Below are 25,463 nucleotides of genomic sequence, written 5' to 3'. Positions count from 1 at the left end.
CAGAGAGTACGTCGGCGGGGCCCCGCGCATTCCCTACGATTGGGGCATGCCGCCAGGACCCGACCCCGAGACGCGATCCTGGGCGTCGGCGGCCGTCCGACGCTTCGCCGCGGTCACGAACCTGCTCGTCGCGGCCCGTCGGTTCCGCATCGTCGGTGGCGACCTCCGCGACGCGTCGGCGCTGCACGGCCTGCTGACCGGCCTCGGTGCGCGCCCGGCCGCGGAGCACGAACCGATCGACCAGCTCTGGTGCCTCGGTTCCCCCGAGGACTCCACCCCCGTCATCGAGCGCGAGGCGGACCGCCCCCGCGGCGCCACGCTCATCGTGATCGACGCCGGCCGGCACCTGCCCGCGGTCGACGAGGACGCCTTCGGCCCCGTCGTCACCGCCCGCCCCGGCGTGCTCGGCGTCCCCATGCTCTCCGACGACGTCTTCCTGGTCTCCACCGGCCGCGACCCCGAGGACGACCCGGCCGCCGACGCCCGGCTGCGCTGGGCACGGCGCTCGATGCCCGTCTCGCGCGCGGTCGCCGCCGAACTCCGCGACGGCGGACTCCTGCGCGGCACCCGCATCGGCGTCGCGATGTTCCTCGAGCCGAAGACGGCGGTGCTGAGCCTGCTCCTCCGCGACGCCGGTGCCGAGGTCGTCGTCTACGCGCACGCCGACGAGACCGACGACGCCGTGGCCGCGTCGCTCCGGGCAGCGGGGCTCACGGTGCACGCGAGCAGCACGGCCTCGCTGCCGGAGCAGAAGGCGCTCGCCCTCGCGATGCTCGACACCCGGCCGCACATCCTGCTCGACGACGGTTCCCACGTCATCCGGCTCGCTCACCAGGAGCGTCCGGACCTGCTGCCGACGATGCTCGGCGCGGCCGAGGAGACCACGAGCGGCCTCCGACCCCTGCGCGTGATGGCGTCGCGGGGCGAGCTCGGCATCCCCGTGGTCGCCGTCAACGACGCCCGCACCAAGACGTTCTTCGACAACCGGTACGGCACCGGGCAGTCGACGGTGTTCGCGATGCTCGACCTGGTCGACGGGCTCCCGTCCGGTACACACCGAGCGATCTCGGGAGGCGCGGCGGTCGTCGCCGGGTTCGGGCACGTCGGCGAGGGGGTCGCGTTGGTGCTCACCGCCCTCGGTTTCCGGGTCACGGTCGCCGAGACCGACCCGGTGCGCGCCCTGCAGGCGCTGTTCGCCGGCCACGCCGTCGCGCCGCTCGCCGAGGCGGTGCAGGACGCCGACCTCGTGGTGAGCGCCACCGGGGTCGCCGACACCATCGACCTGCGCGTGCTGCGCTCGTGCGCGGACGGCGCCGTCGTCGCCGTCGCGGGCGGGGTCGACCACGAGGTCGCGCTCGACGACGCCCGCGCCGCCGGAGCCGGACTGCGGCCAGTGGGTCCGAAGGCCGAGCGCCTCGTGTTCCCCGACGCCGAGGGCGGACCCATCGTGCTCGACCGCGGCGGCTGCATCAACATCACCGCGGCCGAGGGCAACCCGATCGAGATCATGGACCTGTCCTTCGCCGCGCAGCTCGGGGCCGTCCGCATGCTGCTGGAGCGCGGCGACGAACTGGAGCGAGCCGTCGTGCCCATCGATCCCGCGGTCGACGACGCGACCGCCCGCGTGGCGCTCGCCGCGTTCGGAGCGCGCCCCGTTCCTCCCGGCCTTCCAGCCGAACACCCTGCGGACCGCGAGCCGGACGTCCGGACGCGTCGTTTCGGAGACCCCGCATGAGCGCCGTGCACCCGAGCGACGTGCACCCGATCGCCGCGCACCCGCGTGCCGACCACTCCGTCGTCGTGCACTCGGCGCGCGTCGTCGTGCCGATGACCGCGCCCCCGATCGCCGACGGTGCCGTCGCCGTGCAGGACGGCCGCATCCTGCACGTCGGCGACCGGTCCTGGGTCGTCGACCAGCTCGCCCGCTCGGGTGCGACGTTCACCGAACGGCAGTGGCGCGGAGCCCTCCTGCCGGGCCTCGTCAACGCGCACTCGCACCTGCAGTACACCGGCATGGCCAGTGTCGGCCGAGGCCAGTACAACGGTTTCGAGGACTGGGCGTCCGCGTTCAACCAGGACTACGCCGAACCGCACGACTGGCGGGCCGAAGCAGCCGCTGGTGCCGCCGCCTCGATCCGCGGGGGCGTCACGAGCATCGCGGACATCGTCACCGACATCGAGGCCTCCACCGCGCTCGAGGATGCCGGGCTCGGCGGCATCGCCTACTGGGAGGTGATGGACTGGGAGAACGACGCCTGGCAGTCGCACGGCCGCGACCAGGTGCTCGACGAACTCGCCCGGATCCCGACGAACCCCGGCGCCGGTCTGTCGCCGCATGCGCCGTACTCGCTCGAGGTCGCGCCCCTCCTCGAACTCCCCGACATCGTCCGGCAGCGTGGGCTCCGCCTGCACCTGCACCTCGGCGAGGCCGCCTTCGAAGGTGAGCGCATCGCCCTCGGACCGGTCCCCGGACTCGACGGCGTCGACGGCGTCGGCCACGGCAACGACTGGCACCTGGCGAACGTGCCCTCGTTCCGGGCGCTCCGGGCACTCGGGTTCGGGGCGAGCGCCACCGCGTTCGTCGACCGGCTCGGGGTGCTCGGCCCGGACTGCCACATCGCGCACGGCGTGTACATGACCGCTGCCGACCGGGCGCTCCTGCGCGCTCGCGGCACCGCAGTCGCACTGTGCCCGCGGTCGAACGCCGTCATCGGCCTCGACCCGCCTCCCGTCGCCGACTACCTGCGCGAGGGCAGCCCGATCGCCATCGGCACCGACTCGCTGTCGTCGTCACCGTCCCTCGACCTGATGGCCGACGTCACGGCGTTGCACCGGATCGCCCGTGCCCAGGGCTACGGGCACCGGGACCTGCACGAGCGGCTCCTGTCTGCGGCGACGCTCGGTGGTGCGCACGCCATGGGACTCGCCGTCGGCCCGGACCGCATCGGCCACCTCGCCGTGGGCGCCCGCGCCGACCTGGCCGTCTTCGACGTCGACGCCCGGACCGTGCCCGACGCACTCGCCGAGCTCGTCGAGGACGGTGCCGGGCGTGCGTCCGCGACCGTCATCCGTGGGGTCGTCCGCGCCGTCGACGGAGCACTGACCGGCGTGCCCGCGTCATCGCCCGACCGCCCCGCCCGCCCTGTCATCCCTGTGGAGGAATCATGACCGAGACCGCACCCCGCCCCGGCATGGCCGCCCGTCGCACCGTCGACGGCGAACTGATCGAGTGGCTCGACGTGCCGAAGCGCGCCATCGCCCTCGGCATGGAGCCGCACCCCGAAGGTGGTTGGTACGTCCGCACCTGGACCTCGCCGGCCACGGTGACGACGCCCGCGGGGGACCGCCCCGCCGCGACCCTGATCCACTTCCTGCTGCCCCCGGGCGAGGCCTCGGCCTGGCACCGGGTGACGAGCGACGAGATCTGGATGTGGCACGGTCCGGACACCGTCGAGCTCGAACTCGGCGGCTCCGGCGATGCTCCCGAGCCCGGTGCGCGGATCACCCTCGGGCCCGACGCCGGACGTGACCGGGTGAACGACGCACAGGCGTTCGTGCGCGGCGGCGTGTGGCAGCGGACGATCCCGAACGACGGCGAGGTGCTGCTGAGCTGCCTGGTGTCGCCGGGCTTCTCGTTCGAGGACTTCACGATGGCCGACTGACGTACCGGCAAGCCGATCATCCTCGTGCACGACGCGGGCGACGACGCGACGGTCCGCGCGATCCACCGGCGCTTCCGGCGGCACAGCTTCGCACCAGGGGGTTCTCGTGTCAGCGCGCCGCTGCTCGTCGAGGATCCGGTGCCTCGTGACTCGGCGTCGTCCTACTTCGTCCAGGCGGCCGACCTGGTCGCGTACGCGGGGTTCCGGCGGTTCCAGTCGCCTGGCCCGAAGAGCGGCAGCGTCTGCGACGAGACGATGTGGGACGAGCTGCGGCCCGTCTGGCGCACCGAGGTGACGAACGCTCGGCGCGACGCCATCGTCGTCTGGCCGTGATCGCGTTCGGGAGCGTTCCGAGAACAGAAAGGGGGCGCCCCGTGCTGGGACGCCCCTTGATCTCAGACCTTAGCCGAGCATGCGCTCGGTTCAGCCCGCGTCGCCAGATTACCAGCCAGACGTCGACCCGTCGACTGGTGTGTGACACGAGACCGGGTCACGAGGGGCACCCGGAGTCGCGTTGGTATCCCACCGCGAAGTACACTTCGACCTGCCCCCACCCCCCTCGCACGAAGGCCCGACCGTGACCCGATCCCTCCGCCTCACCCTCGCCGTCGCAACAGCCGCGGTCGCCGCCCTCGCCCTGACGTCGTGCGCCGCCGGCAGCGGCAGCAACGAAGACGGCACCGTCACCGACGGCAAGCTGACGGTCGCCACCGGTGAACCGGCGTACTCGCCGTGGATCGAGGACAACAAGCCGGAGTCCGGCAAGGGCTTCGAGTCCGCCGTCGCCTACGCGGTCGCGAAGGAGATGGGCTACGCCAAGTCCGACGTCGTGTGGAAGCGCAGCACCTTCGACAGCGCGATCGCACCGGGCCCGAAGGACTGGGACCTCAACGTCCAGCAGTTCTCGATCGACGCGAAGCGCAAGAAGGCCGTCGACATGTCGAGCGCGTACTACACGACCACGCAGGCCGTGGTGACGACCAGCACCTCGAAGGCCGTCGACGACACGAGCATCGCCGCCCTCAAGAAGGACGCGATCGGCGTCGCCACCGGGTCCACGTCGATCGCCAGCGTGAAGAGCGTGCTCGGGATCACCCCGCAGGTCTTCAACTCGAACGACGACGCCGTCCTCGCACTGAAGTCGGGCCAGATCGACGCGATCGTCACCGACCTGCCGACGGCGTTCTACATGGCCGCAGCGCAGCTCGACGACGGCACGGTGTCGGCGCAGTTCCCGTCCGACGGCAAGGGCGACCAGTTCGGCTTCGTCCTGCCGAAGGGCTCGGAGCTCACGAGCAAGGTGGACAAGGCACTCAAGTCGCTGACGGACGACGGCACGCTCGAGGACCTGCAGACCAAGTGGCTCTCCTCGGAGACCAACACCCCGGTCCTGAAGTAACCGCATGACCGTGCCAGCAGGCGCCGGGACCCCGGTCGCCGCAGCCGCGCCGAGCCAGGTCGAGCTCGAACGTCGGCTCTACCGCCGGCAGCGCGGACGCCGGTCGATCGTGGTGTCGGTGGTGTCGACGCTCGTGGTGATCGCGATCGCCTACTTCGGCGTCGTGAACACCCCCGGCTGGGCAGCGGTCCAGCAGTCGTTCTTCGACCCGCAGACAGCGATCGACACGTTCCCGGACATCCTGCTGGGCCTCTGGCTGAACGTCCGGATCCTGTTCTTCAGCGCCATCGGCGTCGCCGTGTTCGGCACCCTGCTCGCAGTGGTGCGGGGGCTGCGGAACCCGGTCTTCTTCCCGCTGCGGACCTGTTCCGCGGCCTGCCGCTCATCATCGTGCTCTACCTGGTCGGCTACGGGATCCCCGGTCTCGGGGTGTTCCCGCGGTTGCCCGCCGAGGTCTGGGGCACCATCGCGATCGTCCTGACGTACTCGTCGTACATCGCTGAGGTCCTGCGTGCCGGCATGGAGGCCGTGCACCCCTCGCAACGTCTGGCCGCGCGGTCGCTCGGGCTCTCGCACGCCAAGACGCTGCGACTCGTGGTGCTGCCGCAGGCGATCCGCAAGGTCACACCGGCACTGATGAACGACTTCGTCTCGATGCAGAAGGACGTCGGCCTGGTGTCGATCCTCGGCGCCGTCGACGCGGTCCGTTCGGCGCAGATCGCGCAGGCGGAGACCTACAACTTCACGCCGTACTTCGTCGCGGGGCTGCTGTTCGTGGTGATCAGCCTGCCGCTGATCCGCGTCACGGACGCGATCGCGCGCCGCCAGCAGCGGCGCGAGCAGATCGGAGGGACCGTATGAGCGAGGTCGGCCAGGAGGCCCGTGGTGCGTCCGGTGCGGACGCTGCGGTCCTCGAGCTGCGCGGGTTGCGCAAGGCCTTCGGCGAGCACGAGGTCCTGCGCGGCATCGACCTGACGCTGCACCGCCACGAGGTCATCTGCGTCATCGGGGCGTCCGGCTCGGGCAAGTCGACCCTGCTCAAGACGGTGAACCTGCTCGAGGGCATCGACGACGGCGAGATCCTGCTGCAGGGCACCGACATCGCCGATCCCCGCGTCGCGGTCGACGGTGTCCGTGCGCGGATCGGCGTGGTCTTCCAGCAGTTCAACCTGTTCCCGCACATGCGCGTGCTCGACAACGTGACGCTCGCCTCACGGCAGGTGCACGGCGTCGGCCGGGCCGAGGCCGAGGCGACCGCGCGTCGGCTGCTCGAACGGATCGGGCTGGCGGAGTTCGCCGACGCCTACCCGGACCGGCTCTCCGGCGGCCAGCAGCAGCGCGTGGCCATCGTCCGGGCGATCGCGTCCGACCCCGAGCTCCTGCTGCTCGACGAGGTCACGAGTGCCCTCGACCCCCAGCTCGTCGGTGAGGTGCTCGACCTGGTCACGGAGCTGAAGCGGCAGGGGTCGACGATCCTGATGACCACGCACGAGATGCACTTCGCGCGGAACGTGGCCGACCGGATCGTGTTCCTGCACCGGGGAGAGGTCGTCGAGCAGGGCGTCCCCGCCCAGGTCCTCGACGCCCCGCAGCACCCGGCGCTGGTCGAGTTCCTCTCCCGCGTCCACGCCTAGGACCAGACCGGGCGACTACGCGACGGGAGCCGGGACGGCGGGCGTGGGCCGGGCCTCTCCCCACCGTCACGGCCGGCTCGCCGCTGGCGCGTCGACCCGGAACCGGCGGCGTGGGCCCAGGTCGTCATCGGCGACCACCTCGGGGACGTGGGATCCGCGACCTGCCGGCAGGAACACGGCGACGAGTGCCGAAGCCGCGACGACGGCCGCTCCGACCAATACGGCGGGCTGTGCCGCGTCGACGTAACCGGTGGGCGTGAGCTGGCCGCCGGCACCGGTGAACACGGCGGTGAGCACCGCGATGCCGAGTGCGACGCCGATCTCGCGCAGGGTGGAGTTCGCGCCGGAGGCCTTCGCGTGGTCGTCCTGCGGCATCCGCGCGAGCACGGCGGTCGAGATCGGCCCGAACACGGCGCCCATGCCGATGCCGGCGAGCAGGAAGCCGGGCAGGAGGCCGGTGAAGGTGACGTCGGCGGACATCGTGGCGGCGATCCAGAACAGTCCGGCGGACAGGAACGCCATGCCGCCGGCGATGAGCACCCGGGTGCCGACCCGTGGTGCGATGATCCCGGCGAGCGGCGCGACGACCATCGGTGCGAGCGTCCACGGCATCGTCCAGACGCCGGCCTCGAGCGGTGACCGGCCCTGCACCACCTGCAGGAACTGGATCAGGATGAAGACCGACCCGAACGCGCCGAACGAGAACGTCATGGCGACGAGGTTGGCGAGGGTGAAGCTGCGGTCGCGGAAGAACCGGAGTGGCAGGAGCGGTGCGGCCGTCGTGGCCTGGCGGACGACGAACGCGACGAGCAGTGCGCCGCCACCGATGAGGCCGACCAGCACCTCGGTGCTCGTCCAGCCCGCGTCGTTGCCGCGGACGATGCCGAACACGACGCCGAGCACCCCGAGACCCGCGAACACGACGCCGAGGACGTCGGTCCGGACCCGGGCGCCACGGGTGTTCGGCAGGGCGAACAGGGCGAGCGGGATCGCGATCACGCCGACGGGAACGTTGAGCCAGAAGATCGCCTCCCAGCTCCAGCTCTCGACGACGGCTCCGCCGATGAGCGGGCCGAGCGCGACGCCGAGGCCGGAGATGCCGCCCCAGACGCCGATGCCCACGGTCCGCAGGCGGTCCGGGACGCTGCCGACGAGCAGGGTCAGCGACAGGGGCATGATCGCCGCGGCGCCGGCCCCCTCGACCGCGCGCCAGACGATGAGGGCGGTCGGGTCGGTGCTCATCGCGGCGAAGGCCGATGAGACGGTGAAGACGCCGATGCCGGCGATGAACAGGTGGCGGCGGCCGATGCGGTCGCCGAGGCCGACGGCCAGCAGCATCAGGGCGGCGAAGGCGAGCGTGTAGGCGTTGGTGATCCACTGCAGCTCCTCGACCGAGGCGCCGAGGTCGGCGTGCACGGCGGGGAGTGCGCTGGTGACGACGAGGTTGTCGAGCGTCGCCATGAACATCGGGAGGGACGCGGCGGCGATCGCGAGCCAAACGGGGATGCGTCGGGACATGGTGTCTCCAGTCGTTGGTAATCCGATGATTACTTGTCTCACCGGACTGTAGTAATCGACTGATAACATGTCAACCATGAGCACGGAGACAGCCGTCCGGATGCCGGCAGCGCAGCGTCGCGCGATGATCCTCGAAGCCGCACGCGGGGTGTTCGGCCGCCAGGGGTACCACGGCACCACCACCGACCAGATCGCCTCGGCGGCGGGCATCAGCCAGCCGTACGTCGTCCGGATGTTCGGGTCGAAGGAAGCGCTGTTCCTCGAGGTCTTCCGCGACACCCTCGGCATCCTGCTCGACGCCTGGCGCGAGACCCTGACGACCCTCGGCCCGGATGACGTGCCGGCGCACGTCATCGGTGAGCAGTTCGTCGACCTCGCTGCCGAGCAGGGCCTGCACACCGTGCTGCTGCAGGGGTTCGTCTCCGGTGCCGAGCCCGCGATCGGTGCGGCCGCACGCGACGGCTTCCTCGAGATCTACCGGTTCCTGCGGGACGAGGCGGGGATCCCGGACGACCAGGTGCAGGGCTTCCTCGGCAGCGGGATGATCTTCGCGATCATGCTCGCGATCGACATGCCCGCACGGTTCGACGAGGACCGCGACGCGGCGGACCTGCTCCGTGCGACGTTCGGCGCGAAGTGCGGGCAGGTGCTCGACCTGGTGCGGCCGAGCGCGGCAGACCCGGGCGCAGGGCACCCGGGCGCAGGGCACCCGGGCGCAGGGCACCCGGGTACAGGGCACCCGGGCGCAGGGCACCCGGGCGCCGCCCGCCCACGCGCCTAGAGCGTCAGCAGCACCTTCCCGACGACCTCGCCGTCGCGGACCTTCCGGTGCGCCTCCTCGACCTCGGCGAGTGGCAGGACGGTGTCGATCACCGGGCGGACGCTGCCGTCGGCGACGAAGGGCCAGACGTGCTCACGGACGGCGGCGACGATCGCGGCCTTCTCGGCGAGCGGCCGGGCGCGCAGGGTCGTCCCGCTGATCGACGCCCGCTTCCGCATCAGGGCGCCGAGGTCGAGCTCGGCGGTGCTGCCGCTGCCCGAGGCGATGACGGCGATGTGCCCGTTGGGTGCGAGGGCCTGCAGGTTCCGCGCCAGGTACGACGGTCCGACGACGTCGAGCACCACGTCGACCCCGACGCCGTCCGTGAACGCGAGGACGCGCTCGACGAAGTCCTCGGTGCGGTGGTCGACCACCAGATCGGCACCCAGGTCACGCGACGCCTGGACCTTGCGGTCACCGCCGCTCGTCGCGATCACCGTGGCACCGAGGGCCTTCGCCCACAGGACGGCGTGCGAGCCCATGCCGCCGGTGCCACCGTGCACGAGCAGGGTCTGCCCGGGGCGGAGTCCGGCGAGCATGCCGATGTTCGAGTACACGGTGCAGGCGGCTTCGGGCAGGCCGGCAGCCTCGACCAGGTCGACCGCGTCGGGGACCGGCAGCACCTGCGTCGCGGGAGCCACGACGAGCGAGGCGTAGCCGCCGCCGGACAGCAGGGCGCACACGCGGTCGCCGACGGCCACCGAGGTCACCCCGTCGCCGAGTGCCCGGACGGTGCCGGAGACCTCGAGCCCGAGGATCTCCGAGGCTCCGGGCGGCGGCGGGTAGTTCCCCGCGCGCTGCTGCAGGTCGGCGTTGTTCACCCCGGCGGCGGCGACCTCGATGAGCACTTCGCCCGCGGCGGGCACCGGGTCGGGCAGATCGGTCACGGACATGGTGGTGTCGTCGAACGTGATGGCGCGCATGCCCTCGACGGTACGCCGGGCGGCCGGTCATCCTGTGAGTGCCCCATGTACGCTCGATGACGGATCTGCACCTCATCCGGGGGAGTGCGGACCGATCGAGGGGGACTCTCCACCATGCCGAAGAACAAGTTCATCGCGCTCGCCACCGCTGGCCTCGCGCTCACCCTGCTCGCCGGTTGCTCGACCGGGCCGTCGAAGGCCGACCAGTGCACCCAGTTCGAGAAGACGGTCAAGTCCGCCGCCGAGGGCGTGCAGTCCGAAGCCGCGAACCTGCAGTCCGACCCGGACGCCGCCGTCACGAAGCTCAAGGAGCTCGACGAGAAGATCTCCGACGGCGTCGACGACCTGTCCGACGACGCCCTGCAGGACAAGGGCGAGGCGTTCGAGGACGCCTACGGCGACCTCGTCGACCAGATCGAGGACATCGCGAAGGACCCGCAGTCGGCGGACGTCTCGGCGCTCACGAAGTCCAGCACCAAGGTGCAGGACGCCGGCAATGCCTTCCAGAAGGAGTGCAACTCCTGATGCGCCGCACCCTCACCGCGGTGACCACGGCGCTCGTCGCCGTGGCGCTGCTGGCGGGCTGCTCCGGCGGCTCGTCCAGCGATGGCGGCTCGTCCGACGACGGCGCCCCGACGGAGACGTCGAAGACGTCCGCCCCGTCGAAGACCTCGGCCGCCGCTCCCGCGCAGACCAAGACCGAGGCGTGCGCCCTGGTCGAGAACGAGCTCAAGTCGTTCATCGCCGAGCAGACGTCGTCCTCGGCGCCGGCGGACCCCGCTGCGCGGGCGAAGCTGGTCGGCGAGTTCACCGACCGTCTCGACGCCGCGCTGCCGAAGGTCACCAACGACGACGTCCACGACGCCTTCGAGGACTTCACCGAGGACGCGAAGGCGTACGCCTCGGCGCTCACCTCCAGCGGCTCGAGCGACTCCGCCGAGGCGAAGGACGCCCAGACCGACGTGCAGTCCTCGCTCAACGAGGTCTCGGCGGTCTGCCCGAGCAACTAGTCGCCACACCCGGCCCCGACACCACGACGCCCCGCAGCTCCGACCGGAACTGCGGGGCGTCGTCACGCGTCGTGGAGCGGCAGGACGAAGGCGACTCAGACGGCCGCCGGCTGCGACGCGTCCAGACGGGCGACGTCCTCCGGCCGCAGCTTCACGGTCGGTGCGGTCAGCGAGTTGAGGATCGACTGCGGCCGCGACGCCCCGGGGATCGGGACGACCACGTCGCTCTTCTGCAGCTCCCACGCGAGCGCGATGACCTGCGGGGTCACGCCACGGTCGCGTGCGATGTACGCGAAGTCCTCGTAGGCGGTGCCGAGGTCGGCGGCGCTCGCGATGCCACCGAGCGGGCTCCACGGCAGGAACGCGATCCCGAGCTCGTCGCAGAGCTCGAGTTCCGGCTCGCTCGACCGGAACTTCGGCGAGAACTGGTTCTGCACCGAGGCGAGTCGTCCGTCGAGGACCTCGTTCGCCGTCCGGATCTGGTCGGGGTCCGCGTTCGAGATGCCGGCCATCCGGATGACGCCCTCGTCGAGCAGCTCGCCGAGCGCGCCGACCGACTCGGCGTAGGGGACCGCGGGGTCCGGACGGTGGAACTGGTACAGGCCGATCGCCTCGACGCCGAGGCGCTTCGCCGACGCCTTCGCTGCCTGCTTCAGGTACTCCGGGTGGCCGTTCTGCGCCCAGGCGCCGGCCTCCGGTCGCAGGTGTCCGCCCTTCGTGGCGATGAGGATCGACTCGGTGTCGCCGTGGAACTCGCGGACCGCCCGGGCGATGAGCTCCTCGTTGTGCCCCACCTCGTCGTGGGCGGCCAGGTGGTACGCGTCCGCGGTGTCGATGAGCGTGACACCGTTCTCGAGCGCGGCGTGGATGGTCGCGATGGACTGTCGTTCGTCGGGGCGCCCTTCGATCGACATGGGCATCCCGCCCAGACCGATGGCGCTGACCGACACGTCTCCGATGACTCGTTGCTTCATGGCCCCAGCATGCGCCGGGGCTGCGCGGTCGCGCACAGGGTGCGTCGCGCAGTGGTGGTGACCACCCGCCGACCGGGAGGCCCGTGGCGGCCCCGCCCCGCGCCTCCCGTCCGCCATCCGGTCCCGTCCACCGCGCCCGCTCCGTTCAGCGCCGCGCCCAGCTCGGCGCGTGCTCCGGAAGCGGCCCGAACGCGATGCCCCGGGCGTAGAGACCCCGCGACGGCGGCACGTACCGGGCGAGCAGCACGGGCAGCAGCGGTGGCCCGTCCTGCAGCCGTCCGGCGAACGCCCGCTCGAACACGACGCGGTGCAGCACGGCCTGCGCCGACTGGACGATCACTGCCGGCGGCCTCCGGCGGCGTTGCACCGCGGCCAGCGCACCGTCCAGCCCCGCACCTCGGAGCCCGTGCCGCAACGACGGAACCAGGATCCCCGCCGTCGCCACGGCGTCCTGCACCGCCAGGTTGATCCCCACCCCACCCACGGGCGACATCGCGTGCGCCGCGTCGCCGATGCACAGCAGCCCCGGCAGCCACCACCGCCGCAACCGGTCCATCCGGACGGCGAGCACGTGCACGTCGTCCATCGACCCGATCGCGTCGACCCGGTCGGCGAAGTCCGGACGGAGCCGCGCCACCCGCTCCCGGAAGGCGTCGATCCCCTCGGCCCGCAGCGCCGCGTCCGAGCCCTTCGGAGCGAAGTACGCGACCTGGTGGTAGTCGGGCCGCGGGAAGCTCAGCAGCACGTCGTTGCCCGAGAACGCGGGGGTCAGGGCGCTCGCCGCGTCGCCCGACCGACGGGGGAGCCGGAACCACCAGGTGTCGAACGGCACCGGGAACGCCCGCGGCACGAGCCCCGCCGCCCGGCGCAGGACCGAGTTCCGTCCGTCGCACGCGATCACGACGTCGGCGCGGAGTTCCTCGGGTTCGCCGCTGCCGTCGCGCCGGCGGAGGTGCACCCCGGTGACGGTGCCGTTCTCCTCGATGAGCCCGGTCGCCGCGAGGCCCATCGCGATGTCGAACGACGGTTCCTGCCGGGCAGCGGTCACGAGCAGGTCGAGCAGGTCCCACTGCGGCACCATCGCCACGTGGTCGTACGGAGGATCCAGCCGCGAGAAGTCGCCGAGCAGCAGCCGTGACCCGTCGGACATGGGCAGGGAGAAGTCGTCGAGCCGTGACTGCGGCAGGGCCCGGAAGCGCTCGCCGAGGCCGAGCTCGTCGAGCAGCCGGATCGTCGAGGCGTGCACGGTGTCGCCGCGGAAGTCCCGGTTGAAGTCGTCGTGCTGCTCGATGACGCGCACCGCGATGCCGGCCCGGGCGAGCAGCAGACCGAGGACGACCCCGGCGGGGCCACCACCGACCACCGCGACCGTCGTCCGCGACACCGTCACCATGCCGTGGACGCTACGCCCTGTCGGACCCGCGCACTGTGCGCACGCACGACGCGACAGGACACGAGGTGATCACCTCGTGTCCTGTCGGAGAAGTGGTGCGCGTCGGCGCTAGGCGCTCGCGGACACCGAGGACGACGCGGTCTCGTCGTCGGCGGCGTTCGCGAAGACGACCCCACCCCACGTGATGACGGCGATCGCGAGCACGAAGCCGACCGCGGCGATCCACCACGACGACTTCCGACGGATCCACGCGCCGATCGCCAGCACGATCGTGGCGACGCCGATCACGAACGCGCCGCCGACCGCGATGGCCGTGCCGCCGATGTACCCGCCGGGCGAGCACCCGGCCGAGGCATCGCAGGTCGCGGTCGCCGAGATGACCGCGATGATGCCGACGACGGCGGTGACGATCGTCATCACGGCGCCGAAGGCCAGCAGCAGCACGGTCGAGATCCGGTCGGCGAGCTTCGCCGGCGGGAACAACGTGGTGCCGCTGTGCTCCCAGGCCGCGCGCTGCGGGTCCTGGGGGCCGGGCGAGGACTGCGGCGGACCGCCGGGGACGTTGGACCAGGTCATGGGAGCAGTCCTACCGCGCTTCCACGCCGAACGCCTGTGCGAGCCGCTGGATCTTCTGCGCCCGACCCAGGCGGGGCAGGTCGGAACCGTCGCGGATGACCTTGCCGCGGGCCTCGAAGTCGTCGAGGAAGTCCTGCGCCCAGGCGACGTCGGTCGGGGTGGGGGAGATGACCTCGTTGATGACGGGCAGCTGCTCGGTGTCCAGGCAGAGCTTGCCGGTCAGGCCGAGTGACACCGCGACCTGGGACTGCTCGCGCAGGATCGGGTGCGACGACCCCACCGTCGGGCCGTCGATCGGGCCGGGCAGGTCGCCGACGCGCGAGGCGACGACGAGCTTCGACCGCGGGTACGCCATCGCCAGGGTGTCGGCGCTCGTGCCGGTGTCGCGGCGGTAGTCGCCGGAGCCGAACGCCAGCCGGAACGCGCCCTGGGCCCGCGCGATCGAGACGGACTCCTCGATGCCGAGCGCCGACTCGACCAGGGCGATCACCGGGGTCTGGCCGCCGAGCCGGTGCCACGTGTCGGTGACCTGGGCCGGGGACTCGGTCTTCGCGAGCATCACGCCCTGCAGTCCGGGCAGGCCGCGGAGTTCTTCGACGTCGTCGGCCCAGAAGTCGGTCGTGACGTCGTTGATCCGGACCCAGGCCTCGCCGCCTCCGGCCAGCCACGCGGCGACGCCCTGCCGTGCCGAGGGCTTGGCGGCGGGGTCGACGGCGTCCTCGATGTCCAGGATGATCTGGTCGGCGCGGGACCGCTGGGACTTATCGAACCGGTCGGTCGCGGTGCCGGAGACGAGCAGCCACGAGCGGGAGATCTCGGCGGGGACCGATCGACGCCGGTTCGGCGTGGGGGCGGACGGGGTGGTGCGGTCGTCGATGGCCATGCCCCGTTGGTACCACATCGGACGCGTCGGGCGCGGACCGGAGTGCTTCACCGTGTACCGGAAACCCCGAAACCTCGGTTCATTGCCAGAGAGGGCGCTCGTTCCCGCCTACAGTGTCGGATGTGTGGCGAGCGGACAGGGTGACCGACGGTGAGGACGACGTGAACGACGACGTCCCCGTCGAGGGTGCCCACGAGCGCCCGGATGACGAGCGAGACGACCGCGGTCAGCGCGACCACCGCGACGAGCGAGACGACCGAGACGAGCAGCAGGACGTGGACGAGGACCGGACCGACGACGAACCGGACCGCACGCTCCGCCCGGAACTGCAGCTGACCAGCCCGCAGGCGATCAGCCTCGGCGATCCCCGGCTGCAGGCGGGCAACGCGGCCGAACCGACGTGGGACGGCTGGCGCGGCCAGCTCACCGGCGTCGGCGGCACGAGCCCGCTCACCCACTTCAGCGACCACCCCCGCGCGCGCATCGAACTGTCGACGACGCACCCGGGCGGCCTCGCCCAGTTCATCACCGGCAAGACCACCCTGCTGTCCAGCCTGATCCGCGACGAGGTGGCGCTCCGTGCCGCCCGCGTCGCCGCCGGCCAGGTCGAGGCGAAGGGCACCGAGCTCGCCACCGTGCGCGGGATCGACGCCGTGAAGCTCGGCATCGGCATGGCCGACTGGAAGCACGGCGACGAGCAGTTCCGCGGCCCGGTGCTCCTGCGCCCGCTGGCGATCCGCCGCCACGGCCGCGACTTCGAGGTCCGGCTGCTCGGCGAACCGGTGCTCAACCCGGGTCTCGCCGACGCCCTGCACGAGCAGTTCGGCGTCATCCTCGACGCGCAGTCCTTCGTGGCGCTCGCGCAGCAGGACGGCTCGTTCACCCCGAACCCCGTCATCGACCGCCTGCGTGGCCTGACCGCGCACATCCCCGGCTTCTCCGTGCACGCCCGGCTCGTGGTCTCCACGTTCGCCGAGGTCGCGACCGGTCTGGTCGAGGACACCGGCGACCTGTCCCACCCCGTGCTCGACGCCCTGGCCGGCAACCCGAGCGCCAAGTGGCAGGTCGAGCAGTCGTACCACCCGGTCGAGCAGACCCCGTCGGACGAGCGCAGCCCGGAGACCGACACGCTGCTGCTCGACGCCGACGACGAGCAGGAGAACGTGATCGCGCAGATCGCGGCCGGCAACTCCATCGTCGTCAAGACCCTGCCCGGCACCGGCGGCACCCAGACGATCGTGAACGCGCTGGGCGGCTTGGTCGCCGCGAACAAGCGCGTCCTCGTGGTGAGCCCGCGCCGTGCGACCCTGCGGGGCATCGCGGCGCGCTTCGGCGAGGTCCAGCTGCCCGGCGTCGCGGTCACGCCGTCGACCCTGCGCCGTGACGTCGTCCGTGCCATCGCCCGGAACGAGAAGGCGGCCCGTCCGAACCTGCGCGAGGTCGACGACGCCCTGGTCCGGCTCCGCAAGGTCCTGAAGGACTACCGCGGTTCACTGACCCGCAAGGACGCCGACTTCGGCGTCTCGGTGCTCGACTGCCTGGTCGAGCTCTCGCGCCTGTCGCTCCTGCCGGTCCCGCCGTCGACGACCGCGCGGCTGTCGAAGCAGTCCGTGGCGTCCATGGTCGAGGGGCGCTCGCGCGTCGCCGAGACGATGGTCAGCGCGGCCAACCTCGGTGAGTTCCGCTACGGCCCCGACGACTCGCCCTGGTACGGCGCGAAGTTCTCCACCAGCGACGGTGCCCAGCGCGCCCACCGCATCGCGAAGGACCTCGACTCCGACGGGCTGCCGACGCTGCTCCGCCGGGCGCACGACCTGGTGAGCTCGACGCACATGCGCCAGTTCACGACGATCAACGAGCTCGGCATCTACCTGCGCCTGCTCACCGAGATCCGTGACACCCTCGACCGCTTCCTGCCGGTGGTCTTCGACCGTTCGGTGTCCGAGCTCGTCGCCGCCACCGCCCCTCGTGGCGAGGGCGCTCCGATGTCGTCGACGAACCGCCGTCGCCTGAAGAAGCTCGCTCGCGAGTACGTCCGCCCCGGCGTGCACGTCTCCGACCTGCACGAGGCCCTGACCCGGGTGCAGCAGCAGCGCGTGCTCTGGCAGCGCTACGTCGCCGCCGGCGTGAACCCCGAGGTGCCCACGGGCATCGCGGACGTGCAGGTGCTGTTCTCGAACGTCGCCGAGGACCTCGCGCGCCTCGACGAGCCGCTCGGCCGGACCGAGCGCGATCGTCAGCTCGCGAACACCCCGGTCGACCAGCTCGTCCCCACCATCGCCGAGCTCGCGGCCGAGTCCGACGTCCTGCACAACCTGCAGGAGCGCACCGAGCTCATGCAGACCCTGCGCGACCTGCAGCTCGAGCCGCTCATCACCGACCTGGCGAACCGGCACGTGCCGGACCTCCAGGTACCGGCCGAGCTCGAACTGGCCTGGTGGCAGTCCGCGCTCGAGACCATGCTCGAGTCCGACCGGGCCCTGCTCGGCGCCAACACCGACATGCTCGACCGGGTCGAGGCCGACTTCCGCCTCGTCGACGACGCCCACGCGGCCGGGGTCTCCCAGGGCCTGGCATGGCAGCTCGCCGAGAACTGGAAGGTCGGACTCGTCGACTGGCCGGAAGAGGCCACAGCGCTGAAGACCCAGCTGCGCGAGGGTGCGATCACCTCGCGGCTGCTCCAGGACTCCGCACCGCACCTGTCCCGGTCGATCGCGCCCGTGTGGCTCGCGAGCCCGTACGAGGTGTCGCAGATCGCCGACACGATGCCGTTCGACACCGTGATCCTGGTCGACGCCGGCGCCGTGACGATCGCCGAGACCGTCGGAGCAGTCCGTCGTGCGCGCCAGACCGTCGTCTTCGGTGACCCGGTCACGCAGACGCCGTCGCCGTTCCGCATCGCCGTCGACCCCGAGCACCGTGCGCTGCAAGTCGACGAGGGCACCCTCGACGCCTTCCACGCCGACTCCGCCCTGGCGAAGCTCTCCACGCTGCTGCCGACCCTGTCGCTCTCGCGGTCGTACCGCGCCGGCGGCGAGGACCTGGCCGAACTCGTGAACCGTCGCTTCTACGGCGGCAAGATCGAGTCGCTGCCGTGGGCCGGCTCGTTCCTCGGGCACGGCTCGATCGCGCTCGACTACGTCAGCGACGGCAAGGCCGTGCCGGACCCCGAGTCCGGCGCCGTCGAGAGCGTCGACGCCGAGGTGGACCGCGTCGTCCGCCTCGTCATCGACCACGCCCGCACCCGCCCGTCCGAGTCGCTCATGGTCATCACCGCCTCGGCGAAGCACGCCGTGCGCGTCGAGCAGGCCGTGCTGACCGCGGCGCAGGGCCACAAGGACCTGACCGAGTTCGTCATCGGCGACCGCGCCGAGCCGTTCATCGTGGCGACGCTCGAGCAGTCGGTCGCGCAGAGCCGCGACCGCGTCGTGTTCTCCATCGGCTACGGCCGCACCCCGCACGGCCGCGTCCTGCGGGACTTCGGTCCGCTCGGCAAGCCCGGCGGCGAGCGGCTGCTCGCGGTCGCGATGACCCGTGCGCGCCGCTCGATGGTGATCGTGACGTGCTTCCAGCCGTCCGACATCGAGGCCGAGCGCATGGGCCACGGCACCGTCGCCCTCGCCGAGATCCTGGCCGAGGTGCGTGCGCGCACCACCGCCGAGTACGTGCCGGACGACTCCGACCCGCTGCTCGTCGACCTGGCCCGCCGACTCGAGATGCGCGGCATCCCGGTCGCGCTCGGACACCGCGGCAAGCTCGGCCTGGTGGCCGCGCACGGCGGGGTCTGCGTCACGATCGAGACCGACGCGTCGCTGGTCAAGGGGTCGCTGCGCGAGTCACTCCGCCTCCGCCCGGAGGTCCTGCGCCGACTCGGATGGCACTACGTCCGCGTGCACGCGTTCCAGCTGTTCTCCGACCCGGACCGTGTCGCGAACACCGTCGCCGCCGTGCTCGGTGTCGACCGTGGCGCCACGCAGGAGATCTCGATCCCGCCGATCCCCGCCCGCCGATGACTCCTCGGGCGAGTCGGCGGGCCTCCCGGCCCGCCGGTCCGGTGACGCCGGAGACGGCCCAGCTGGTGGGCACGTGGACGCGAGCCGACGACGCGTCGTCAGCCGCGCCTCCCGTCCGGTCAGCGTCTCCGGAACGCGAGACGGACGACCTGTCGGGAGGCCCGGTGCAGCGCCGCAGACGCGTCACCACCCAGCCGGTGCCGGGCTCGGACCCCACCCCCGCGCCGGAGCCGGCGCGCCACGGATCCGGCGAGAACGATGTCCGTCTCCGGGCGGACGTCCCGCCCCACTGGTAGCAGGTAGCCTGGCCTGCGATGACTGACACCGTGCGGGAGCGCCCCGACTGGCAGACCTGGCCGAACCTGATCTCGCTGTTCCGGCTGCTGCTGATCCCGGTCTTCGTGTGGCTCGTCGTCGCCGGACACCCGGGTTGGGCGTTGGTCGCACTCGTCGTCATCGGCGTGAGCGACTGGGCGGACGGCTTCATCGCGCGCAAGTTCGACCAGGGCTCGAAGCTCGGCAAGGCGATCGACCCCGTCGCCGACCGACTCGCCATCATCGCGATCGTGCTGTCGCTCGTGCTGACCGGCCTGCTGCCGTGGTGGGTCGTCGCCGTCGTCGTGCTCGTCGACCTGGTGCTCGTGGTGCTCTCCAGCGTGCTGTTCCACGGCAACCCGGACCTCGACGTCACGTGGACCGGCAAGATCCGCTCCGCACTGCTCTTCGTCGGGCTGCCGGTGCTGCTGTTCTCGGCCGTGCACGCCGTCGACGAGAACGCGCCGTGGGTGCGGGTCGTCGCACTGGTCTTCGTCTACCTCGGCACCGTGGGCCACGTCCTGGCGGGTATCCAGTACGCGACGGCGATGTTCGCCAAGCGGCGAGCGGTCACGGCCGCCTGACGCGCCCCCTGCCGCAGCGTGACGCCGGCTGCGGCCGGTAGCGCACGATCGCGCCCCCGAACGGGCATCGCGCCCCGAAGAGTCGGGGCGCGATGGCCGTGGAGGGGCGCGATCGCGGCGCTTTCGGCGGGGACGACCCTGCTAGAGCTTCGTCGAGCCGCCGATGCCGGGTCCCTCGGGAGCGGTGCTCGGGGCGATGTGGGCGCCGGTCCCGGTGCTCGTCGAGACACCGTTCTGGGAGCGGAGCAGGTCACGGATCTCGAGCAGCACCTCGACGTCGGTCGGGGGCACGTCCTGCGGGGTCTGCTGCTCGTCGTTCTTGACGCGCTCGAACGCCACCTTCTTCAGGTGGTTCACGGGTACGACGAGGGCGAAGTAGACGACCGCGGCGACGATGACGAAGTTGATGACCGCGCCGATGACCGCGCCGAAGTACATCGTCGCGTTCCCGCCGGACACGGTCGGGATGACGACGGGCAGCGCCTTGTCCAGGCTGGACGCGTTGAAGACCGCGCCGATTGCCGGATTGATCACGGCGCTGACGATGGCGGTGACGATGGCGGTGAACGCAGCACCGATGACGACTGCGACGGCCAGGTCGATGACGTTGCCGCGGAGCAGGAACTCCTTGAAGCCCTTCACGGGACTCCTTCCGGTCGAGGACAGTCGCCGGACGGCGACCCCATCAACCTATCGGCGAGGAGCGCTCGTGGTCAGGAGGCGCTGGGCTTCGGCGTGCTCGGCTTCGACTCGGTCTTGGCCGGGGTGGATTTCGTCTCCGACTTGGCCGGCGTGCTCGACGAGCCCTCGGACTTCGGCGCCGGGCGGGAGTCGGTGCGGTAGAAGCCGCCGCCGTTGAACGTCACGCCGACGGGGGAGAACACCTTGCGCAGGACACCGCCGCACACCGGGCACTCGGTCAGGGTGGCGTCGGAGAACGACTGCTTGATGTCGAACGCGTTGTCGCACTCGGTGCAACGGTACGAGTAAGTGGGCACGTCAGCTCCGGAACGTGATGATGCGCGACGGCGTGATGATGCCGTCGACGGGTTCGTCGTGGGGTTCGCGAGGGACCTCGTCGAGGTACTCCGCGTCGAAGATCACAGCATAGACGGGCGGACGCTTCGCCATGGACCCGAGGGTCTTGTCGTAGTAGCCGCGGCCCCAGCCCATCCGGACGCCGTCGTGTCCGACCGCCGCCGCGGGGGCCAGGATCGCGTCGACGTCGTTGATGGCGATCGGCGACAGGACCTCGCCGACCACCTCCGGCATGCCGAAGATCCCCTCGGTCTCGCTCTCACCGTCGCCGACGGCCCAGTCGAGCAGGCCGTCCTCGCGCGTGACCGGCAGGAGCACCCGGATGTCGTGCGCAAACGCCCAGTTCAGGAACGGCCGGACGTTCGGCTCGTCCGACGCCGACAGGTAGAGCGCCAGCGAGGTGACCTGGCGCTCCTCGGCGAAGCGCTGCAGGGTCGCGGTGAGCGCCGCACTGTCCGCGTCGCGTTCCGTCGTGGTCCGGGTGCGCCGCCGCTGCCGGAGTTCGGCTCGCAGGGCGCGCTTCTCGTTCCCGAGATCAGCGATCATGCGCAGGAGTCTACCGAGCGCATCCGTTGCGGCTTCCCGCCGGGAAACGCGCTGATGCCGTGTCCCCAGTAGCGATGACATGCCCCGGAAACCCGGATCGGATACGGTCTGGGGCATGGGCTTCCAGATTTCCAAGGCGGTGATCCCAGCGGCAGGGCTGGGCACTCGCTTCCTCCCCGCGACCAAGGCGATGCCGAAGGAGATGCTCCCCGTCGTCGACAAGCCAGCCATCCAGTACGTGGTGGAAGAGGCTGTCGACGCAGGACTCACCGACGTCCTGATGATCACGGGCCGCAACAAGAACGCACTCGAGAACCACTTCGACCACGTGTCGGAGCTCGAGGAGACCCTGAAGAAGAAGGGTGACCACGAGAAGCTGCAGAAGGTCAACCAGTCGACGGACCTCGCCGACATGCACTACGTGCGCCAGGGTGACCCGCTTGGCCTCGGCCACGCGGTGCTCCGCGCGAAGATGCACGTCGGCCGCGAGCCGTTCGCCGTGCTCCTCGGCGACGACATCATCGACGCCCGCGACCCGCTGCTCAAGCGCATGATCGAGGTCCAGGGCGAGAAGAACGCCACGATCGTGGCGCTGCTCGAGGTCCCCGAGTCGCAGACCCACCTGTACGGCATCGCCACGGTCGAGCCGACCGACACCGACGACGTCGTGAAGATCACCGGGCTCGTCGAGAAGCCCCCGCAGGGCGAGGCGCCCTCGAACCTGGCCATCATCGGCCGCTACGTCATCCGCCCCGAGGTCTTCGACGTCCTCGAGAAGCAGGAGCCCGGCAAGGGCGGCGAGATCCAGCTCACCGACGCGCTCATGAAGATGGCGAGCGCCGAGGAGTGGACCGGCGGCGTGTACGGCGTCGTGTTCCGTGGACGCCGGTACGACACCGGTGACAAACTCGACTACATCAAGGCGATCGTGCAGCTCGCCTCGGACCGCGAAGACCTCGGCCCCGACCTCAAGTCGTGGCTGAAGGAGTTCAACGCGGGCGAATGAGTCGGCCATCCCGCCCGGGACCGTGCACACGGACCCGGGCGGGACACCCCGTCCCGCACAGCGGCGGGATCCCGGAGGAACCAAGCGATGACGACGATCCCGACCCTGTCCCACGGGCGGGTCACCATCCGGCCCCTCCGGCTCCGTGACACGCGCGACCTCGACCTCGCGCTCGCGTCGAACCGTTCGTGGCTCCGCACTTGGGAGGCCACGAACCCCTCAGGACACGTCTCCACCGACGTCCGCGGCAGCATCCGCGCGCTCCAGGCCAACGCCCGCGCGGGACTCGGACTGCCGTTCGCGATGGAGCTCGACGGCCGGTTCGTCGGGCAGCTGAACGTCTCCGGCATCACCTACGGGTCGCTGGCCAGTGCCTCGATCGGCTACTGGGTCGTCGAGGACGCCGCCGGACACAACGTCACCCCGATCTCGGTCGCCCTCGCCGTCGACCACTGCTTCCGCGCGGTCGGGGTGCACCGCATCGAGATCTGCATCCGGCCCGAGAACGCCCCGTCCCTGCGCGTCGTCGAGAAGCTCGGGTTCCGGTACGAAGGGCTGCGCCGCCGGTACATCCACATCAACGGCGACTGGCGCGACCACTTCTGCTTCGCGCTCGTCGCCGAAGAGGTCCGCGAGGGCGTCCTCGAGCGCTGGGTCCGCGGGCAGGTGCCACCCGGCCTCGGTGCCGTGCCGCTCGCGGCCCGTGACGAAGCGGCGCTGCCGATCACCACCACGCCGCGGCTCTGACGGGAGGCCCGTGGCACGTCCCACGGATTCCGCCGCGACACGCGCAACACGCGTTCCGCAATCACGCGACGGGGATACCCCCGCCCCTACCGTGTCCCCATGGCAGGAATCGGCTCGTGGGGTGGCGGCATCGTCCTGCTCGTCGCGGCCGTCCTCTGGCTCGTCTACCTGATGCCGTCGTGGGCTGCCCGACGCCAGTACCTGGCCACCGAACGCAACGCGATCCGGCTGCAGCAGACCCTGCGGATCCTGGCGCAGACCGCTGAACTGCCCGACGAGGTCCGTGTCGAGATGAACGCGAAGTCCCTGGCCGAGGCGCAGCGCGTCGCTCGGTCCGAAGAGGCCAAGCGCACCGCCATCGTCCGCGCCCACGAGGCCGCACGCCAGCGCGAGATCACCCGTCGGCTCGCCGAGCAGGCCCCCGTCCTCGAGCGTGCGTCGTCGGTGCCCGCACTGACCGCGATGCGCATGCGACGCTCCCGGCTCGGAGCCACCCTGTTCGGCACGCTCGGCGTCGTCGTCGCGCTCGTCGTCTTCGTCGCAGCGCCCGCCCTGTGGCTCGTCGGTGTCGCGGGGCTCCTCGCCGCGGGTGGGTCCGCAGCCGTCCTGGCCCAGCTGCACCAGGTGGCGACGGCACGGAAGACCCGTGTCGCGGCGGCCGAGGCGGGCGCGACCCGTGCCTCCCGGCCTGCGAGCACGTGGACGGACCCGGCACCGCCGCTGACGACCGAGCAGTCCGCAGAACCCGCGCAGGACCGCAGCTGGACCCCGAACCGGGTGCCGAAGCCGCTGTACGTGGAGCGGCCGACAGCGCCCGCTGCGTCGCCGGAGTCGTCCGCCGAGCTCGCTGCGCGACTCAAGGAGCGCGTCGCCGAGGCCAAGGCCGAGGCGGACGCCGAAGCCGCTGCCATCCGTGTGGGCGAGGCCGACCCGTCGCTCGCCCGGGTGTCACGCATGCGGCCCGAGCTCGAGGACGCTGCCGCGTCGCTGTCCGCCCACGACCAGGGGCGTCTCGCCGAGCGGCTGGGGCTGCGTGCTCCCGCCGTGCCCGAGCTCGTCGCAGAGATCCCTGACGAGCCGACCACGCCGCCGGGTCCGCCGAGCAAGTGGGCCGGCATGGGAGTCCTGGACGACGACGCGTACCAGCAGGCCGACCTCGACGCGATCATGCGTCGGCGCCGCGCGGTCTGAGTCGCGGCTCGCCCGACCGGCTGTCCACGATTTCGGATCGGCCGAACGGTGGTGCTAGTGTGGTCGAGCACTTGGGGCTATGGCGCAGTTGGTAGCGCGTCTCGTTCGCAATGAGAAGGTCAGGGGTTCGAATCCCCTTAGCTCCACCAAGGCAATGCCGAAACGGCCCGGAACCGACAGGTTCCGGGCCGTTCTGCGTTCGGTGTGTTCCACAGGGTCGCGTGACTGTGTCGTCGTGCACAGTTCGCGAACAGGGGTGGTGTGTTGCTGAGCGCATCGTTCTAGACTCCCGGTGCGCCGACGGGGCGCGGCCCGCCCACGCGCAGGTCCAGTCAGGGGGAGAACATGAACCGTCTCAGTCGTCTTGTCGCGACCATCTCGGCCGCCGTCGTCGTGGCTGCGGGCCTCGCAGTGGCAGGGCCGGCTTCGGGGGCTTCTGCCGCTGTCACGCCGCTGGGCGTCGACATCTCCTGGCCGCAGTGCGGCGCTCAGGTGCCGACGGGTCAAGCTTTCGCCATCGTCGGGGTGAACGGCTCCCTCGGTGACTCAACGAACCCGTGCCTCGCCGAACAGCTTCGCTGGGCTGCACAGTCCGTAGGCGGATCGACTCAGCCCAAGACACAGCTGTACGTGTTGTTCGCCAACCCGGGACTCAAGGCGAAGGTCTGGCCGACGTCGAACGCCTACCGCGGCAAGACGCCGTCGAACCCGTTCGGAAAGTGCGCGACCAAGGGCGGAAAGAAGCAGCTCACCCTGGCGTGCTCGTACATGTACGGGTACGCGAGGGCGTACGACGACGTCACCATCCGTGGTGCCGGGCGCCCGGCCGCCTACCGATGGTGGCTGGACGTCGAGACTGGGCTGTCCTACCAGTCGAACACTGCGCAGAACCGCGCTGCGATGCAGGGCATGATCACTGGCCTCAAGGCCGGTGGGGTCCGCACGATCGGCCTGTACTCGACGGTCTCGCAGTGGAAGACCATCGCAGGTCCGGTCAAGTCGAACAGCCCGCTCTACGGACGATCGAACTGGATCGCTCTCGGTCGCAGCACCGTCACCAAGGCGCGCAAAGCCTGCTCCGGCACACCGCTGCCCGGCGGACGGATCGCCATGGTCCAGGTCGAGGTGCCCTACGGCTCCGGCACCATCGACCGCAACGTCTCCTGCACCTGATCGCGCTGACCTGATCAAGGGGCATGTTCGCCAAGATCCGTTACCCAAAGTGGACGCT

General features: G+C 71.3%; 24 protein-coding genes, 1 tRNA gene and 1 pseudogene. 17 read left to right on the top strand and 9 right to left on the bottom strand.

Annotation, left to right across the window (positions count from 1 at the left end; translation table 11 throughout):
- Window positions 1-46 precede the first annotated feature (46 nt).
- The 7 genes and pseudogenes from ACIPV1_RS18360 (at window position 47) to ACIPV1_RS18330 (ending at window position 6,695) form a co-directional block, all read left to right on the top strand.
- Window positions 47-1,735: an adenosylhomocysteinase gene (locus ACIPV1_RS18360; protein WP_402726990.1), complete on the top strand. Its 1,689-nt coding sequence runs from the start codon at window positions 47-49 to the stop codon at window positions 1,733-1,735.
- Complete coding sequence (locus ACIPV1_RS18355) at window positions 1,732-3,168, top strand: amidohydrolase family protein (protein ID WP_402726989.1); 1,437 nt, start codon at window positions 1,732-1,734, stop codon at window positions 3,166-3,168. The genes ACIPV1_RS18360 and ACIPV1_RS18355 overlap by 4 nt, the downstream gene beginning before the upstream one ends.
- Window positions 3,165-3,662, top strand: a complete 498-nt coding sequence (locus ACIPV1_RS18350; protein WP_235035774.1) for a cupin domain-containing protein — start codon at window positions 3,165-3,167, stop codon at window positions 3,660-3,662. Before ACIPV1_RS18355 ends, ACIPV1_RS18350 begins: the two co-directional genes overlap by 4 nt.
- A gap of 24 nt (window positions 3,663-3,686) precedes the next feature.
- Entirely contained in the window at window positions 3,687-3,995 is a 309-nt protein-coding gene (locus ACIPV1_RS18345; RefSeq protein ID WP_185020994.1) for a DUF3800 domain-containing protein, read from the top strand.
- Window positions 3,996-4,239: 244 nt separating this feature from the next.
- Entirely contained in the window at window positions 4,240-5,061 is an 822-nt protein-coding gene (locus tag ACIPV1_RS18340; protein WP_123293348.1) for an ABC transporter substrate-binding protein, read from the top strand.
- 4 nt (window positions 5,062-5,065) lie between these two features.
- Window positions 5,066-5,922 (top strand): annotated as a pseudogene (locus ACIPV1_RS18335) (amino acid ABC transporter permease).
- Entirely contained in the window at window positions 5,919-6,695 is a 777-nt protein-coding gene (locus tag ACIPV1_RS18330; protein ID WP_173170852.1) for an amino acid ABC transporter ATP-binding protein, read from the top strand. Before ACIPV1_RS18335 ends, ACIPV1_RS18330 begins: the two are co-directional and overlap by 4 nt.
- A gap of 66 nt (window positions 6,696-6,761) precedes the next feature.
- Here the strand turns inward: ACIPV1_RS18330 and ACIPV1_RS18325 are convergent, their stop codons facing one another.
- On the bottom strand, window positions 6,762-8,213 hold the full coding sequence (locus ACIPV1_RS18325) for a DHA2 family efflux MFS transporter permease subunit (protein ID WP_402726988.1): 1,452 nt from the start codon (window positions 8,211-8,213) through the stop codon (window positions 6,762-6,764).
- Window positions 8,214-8,289: 76 nt separating this feature from the next.
- On the opposite strand from ACIPV1_RS18325, the gene ACIPV1_RS18320 reads away from it, so the two are divergent.
- A complete protein-coding gene (locus ACIPV1_RS18320) occupies window positions 8,290-8,994 on the top strand; it encodes a TetR/AcrR family transcriptional regulator (RefSeq protein WP_402726987.1) in 705 nt (234 codons plus the stop codon).
- On the opposite strand, the gene ACIPV1_RS18315 is transcribed toward ACIPV1_RS18320, so the two are convergent.
- A complete protein-coding gene (locus tag ACIPV1_RS18315) occupies window positions 8,991-9,956 on the bottom strand; it encodes an NAD(P)H-quinone oxidoreductase (protein ID WP_123293353.1) in 966 nt (321 codons plus the stop codon). The genes ACIPV1_RS18320 and ACIPV1_RS18315 overlap by 4 nt on opposite strands.
- Window positions 9,957-10,070: 114 nt before the next feature.
- Here ACIPV1_RS18315 and ACIPV1_RS18310 point away from each other — a divergent pair, with 114 nt between their 5' ends.
- Together ACIPV1_RS18310 and ACIPV1_RS18305 are read left to right on the top strand one after the other, a co-directional pair.
- Entirely contained in the window at window positions 10,071-10,481 is a 411-nt protein-coding gene (locus ACIPV1_RS18310; protein ID WP_123936814.1) for a hypothetical protein, read from the top strand.
- Window positions 10,481-10,966: a hypothetical protein gene (locus ACIPV1_RS18305; RefSeq protein ID WP_194673306.1), complete on the top strand. Its 486-nt coding sequence runs from the start codon at window positions 10,481-10,483 to the stop codon at window positions 10,964-10,966. The genes ACIPV1_RS18310 and ACIPV1_RS18305 overlap by 1 nt, the downstream gene beginning before the upstream one ends.
- 95 nt (window positions 10,967-11,061) lie before the next feature.
- Here ACIPV1_RS18305 and ACIPV1_RS18300 read toward each other — a convergent pair whose 3' ends face one another.
- The 4 genes from ACIPV1_RS18300 to ACIPV1_RS18285 form a co-directional block, all read right to left on the bottom strand.
- Window positions 11,062-11,940 (bottom strand): aldo/keto reductase, encoded by an 879-nt coding sequence (locus ACIPV1_RS18300; RefSeq protein ID WP_214547183.1) that lies wholly within the window; start codon window positions 11,938-11,940, stop codon window positions 11,062-11,064.
- A gap of 145 nt (window positions 11,941-12,085) precedes the next feature.
- Entirely contained in the window at window positions 12,086-13,333 is a 1,248-nt protein-coding gene (locus tag ACIPV1_RS18295) for an FAD-dependent oxidoreductase (protein ID WP_402726986.1), read from the bottom strand.
- Window positions 13,334-13,441: 108 nt separating this feature from the next.
- Window positions 13,442-13,909 carry a DUF6264 family protein gene (locus ACIPV1_RS18290; RefSeq protein WP_131877397.1) on the bottom strand — a complete coding sequence of 156 codons (468 nt, stop codon included), beginning with the start codon at window positions 13,907-13,909 and terminating at the stop codon, window positions 13,442-13,444.
- Window positions 13,910-13,919: 10 nt separating this feature from the next.
- Window positions 13,920-14,792 (bottom strand): HpcH/HpaI aldolase/citrate lyase family protein, encoded by an 873-nt coding sequence (locus tag ACIPV1_RS18285; protein WP_402726985.1) that lies wholly within the window; start codon window positions 14,790-14,792, stop codon window positions 13,920-13,922.
- Window positions 14,793-14,932: 140 nt separating this feature from the next.
- Between ACIPV1_RS18285 and ACIPV1_RS18280 the strand changes: the two genes are divergently transcribed.
- The gene (locus ACIPV1_RS18280) at window positions 14,933-18,805 is read left to right on the top strand and encodes an ATP-binding protein (RefSeq protein WP_131846099.1); all 3,873 of its coding nucleotides are present in this window, start codon (window positions 14,933-14,935) and stop codon (window positions 18,803-18,805) included.
- Window positions 18,806-19,119: 314 nt separating this feature from the next.
- Complete coding sequence (locus tag ACIPV1_RS18275) at window positions 19,120-19,704, top strand: CDP-alcohol phosphatidyltransferase family protein (protein WP_123936808.1); 585 nt, start codon at window positions 19,120-19,122, stop codon at window positions 19,702-19,704.
- A 141-nt stretch (window positions 19,705-19,845) separates the two neighbouring features.
- Here ACIPV1_RS18275 and mscL read toward each other — a convergent pair whose 3' ends face one another.
- The 3 genes from mscL to ACIPV1_RS18260 form a co-directional block, all read right to left on the bottom strand.
- Window positions 19,846-20,346 (bottom strand): large conductance mechanosensitive channel protein MscL, encoded by a 501-nt coding sequence (mscL, locus tag ACIPV1_RS18270; protein WP_402726984.1) that lies wholly within the window; start codon window positions 20,344-20,346, stop codon window positions 19,846-19,848.
- Window positions 20,347-20,417: 71 nt separating this feature from the next.
- Window positions 20,418-20,702: an FmdB family zinc ribbon protein gene (locus tag ACIPV1_RS18265; RefSeq protein ID WP_123293362.1), complete on the bottom strand. Its 285-nt coding sequence runs from the start codon at window positions 20,700-20,702 to the stop codon at window positions 20,418-20,420.
- 1 nt (window position 20,703) lies between these two features.
- The gene (locus ACIPV1_RS18260; protein ID WP_123293363.1) at window positions 20,704-21,288 is read right to left on the bottom strand and encodes a 5-formyltetrahydrofolate cyclo-ligase; all 585 of its coding nucleotides are present in this window, start codon (window positions 21,286-21,288) and stop codon (window positions 20,704-20,706) included.
- Between the two features lie 115 nt (window positions 21,289-21,403).
- Between ACIPV1_RS18260 and galU the strand changes: the two genes are divergently transcribed.
- From galU to ACIPV1_RS18235, 5 genes are all read left to right on the top strand, one after another.
- Window positions 21,404-22,294 carry a UTP--glucose-1-phosphate uridylyltransferase GalU gene (gene galU / locus ACIPV1_RS18255; RefSeq protein WP_111086297.1) on the top strand — a complete coding sequence of 297 codons (891 nt, stop codon included), beginning with the start codon at window positions 21,404-21,406 and terminating at the stop codon, window positions 22,292-22,294.
- A gap of 87 nt (window positions 22,295-22,381) precedes the next feature.
- Window positions 22,382-23,041, top strand: coding sequence for a GNAT family N-acetyltransferase (locus ACIPV1_RS18250; protein ID WP_111086296.1), 660 nt, complete (start codon window positions 22,382-22,384; stop codon window positions 23,039-23,041).
- A gap of 99 nt (window positions 23,042-23,140) precedes the next feature.
- The gene (locus tag ACIPV1_RS18245) at window positions 23,141-24,232 is read left to right on the top strand and encodes a hypothetical protein (RefSeq protein ID WP_402726983.1); all 1,092 of its coding nucleotides are present in this window, start codon (window positions 23,141-23,143) and stop codon (window positions 24,230-24,232) included.
- 73 nt (window positions 24,233-24,305) lie between these two features.
- Window positions 24,306-24,381 (top strand) — tRNA-Ala (locus ACIPV1_RS18240).
- A 481-nt stretch (window positions 24,382-24,862) separates the two neighbouring features.
- Entirely contained in the window at window positions 24,863-25,405 is a 543-nt protein-coding gene (locus ACIPV1_RS18235; RefSeq protein ID WP_402726982.1) for a hypothetical protein, read from the top strand.
- The last annotated feature ends 58 nt before the right edge of the window (window positions 25,406-25,463 follow it).

The organism is Curtobacterium sp. NPDC089991 (genome assembly GCF_044748425.1).
In the GTDB taxonomy this organism is placed as follows: domain Bacteria; phylum Actinomycetota; class Actinomycetes; order Actinomycetales; family Microbacteriaceae; genus Curtobacterium.
The sequence above is the reverse complement of the archived record's forward strand: the minus strand, read 5'-3'. Positions and strand labels throughout refer to the sequence as shown.

Coding starts and splice junctions, on each gene's coding strand:
- ACIPV1_RS18360 (WP_402726990.1), top strand. CDS start 47: ATGCCGCCAGGACCCGACCCCGAGACGCGATCCTGGGCGTCGGCGGCC.
- ACIPV1_RS18355 (WP_402726989.1), top strand. CDS start 1,732: ATGAGCGCCGTGCACCCGAGCGACGTGCACCCGATCGCCGCGCACCCG.
- ACIPV1_RS18350 (WP_235035774.1), top strand. CDS start 3,165: ATGACCGAGACCGCACCCCGCCCCGGCATGGCCGCCCGTCGCACCGTC.
- ACIPV1_RS18330 (WP_173170852.1), top strand. CDS start 5,919: ATGAGCGAGGTCGGCCAGGAGGCCCGTGGTGCGTCCGGTGCGGACGCT.
- ACIPV1_RS18325 (WP_402726988.1), bottom strand. CDS start 8,213: ATGTCCCGACGCATCCCCGTTTGGCTCGCGATCGCCGCCGCGTCCCTC.
- ACIPV1_RS18320 (WP_402726987.1), top strand. CDS start 8,290: ATGAGCACGGAGACAGCCGTCCGGATGCCGGCAGCGCAGCGTCGCGCG.
- ACIPV1_RS18315 (WP_123293353.1), bottom strand. CDS start 9,956: ATGCGCGCCATCACGTTCGACGACACCACCATGTCCGTGACCGATCTG.
- ACIPV1_RS18310 (WP_123936814.1), top strand. CDS start 10,071: ATGCCGAAGAACAAGTTCATCGCGCTCGCCACCGCTGGCCTCGCGCTC.
- ACIPV1_RS18305 (WP_194673306.1), top strand. CDS start 10,481: ATGCGCCGCACCCTCACCGCGGTGACCACGGCGCTCGTCGCCGTGGCG.
- ACIPV1_RS18300 (WP_214547183.1), bottom strand. CDS start 11,940: ATGAAGCAACGAGTCATCGGAGACGTGTCGGTCAGCGCCATCGGTCTG.
- ACIPV1_RS18295 (WP_402726986.1), bottom strand. CDS start 13,333: ATGGTGACGGTGTCGCGGACGACGGTCGCGGTGGTCGGTGGTGGCCCC.
- ACIPV1_RS18290 (WP_131877397.1), bottom strand. CDS start 13,909: ATGACCTGGTCCAACGTCCCCGGCGGTCCGCCGCAGTCCTCGCCCGGC.
- ACIPV1_RS18285 (WP_402726985.1), bottom strand. CDS start 14,792: ATGGCCATCGACGACCGCACCACCCCGTCCGCCCCCACGCCGAACCGG.
- ACIPV1_RS18275 (WP_123936808.1), top strand. CDS start 19,120: ATGACTGACACCGTGCGGGAGCGCCCCGACTGGCAGACCTGGCCGAAC.
- ACIPV1_RS18260 (WP_123293363.1), bottom strand. CDS start 21,288: ATGATCGCTGATCTCGGGAACGAGAAGCGCGCCCTGCGAGCCGAACTC.
- galU (WP_111086297.1), top strand. CDS start 21,404: ATGGGCTTCCAGATTTCCAAGGCGGTGATCCCAGCGGCAGGGCTGGGC.
- ACIPV1_RS18250 (WP_111086296.1), top strand. CDS start 22,382: ATGACGACGATCCCGACCCTGTCCCACGGGCGGGTCACCATCCGGCCC.
- ACIPV1_RS18245 (WP_402726983.1), top strand. CDS start 23,141: ATGGCAGGAATCGGCTCGTGGGGTGGCGGCATCGTCCTGCTCGTCGCG.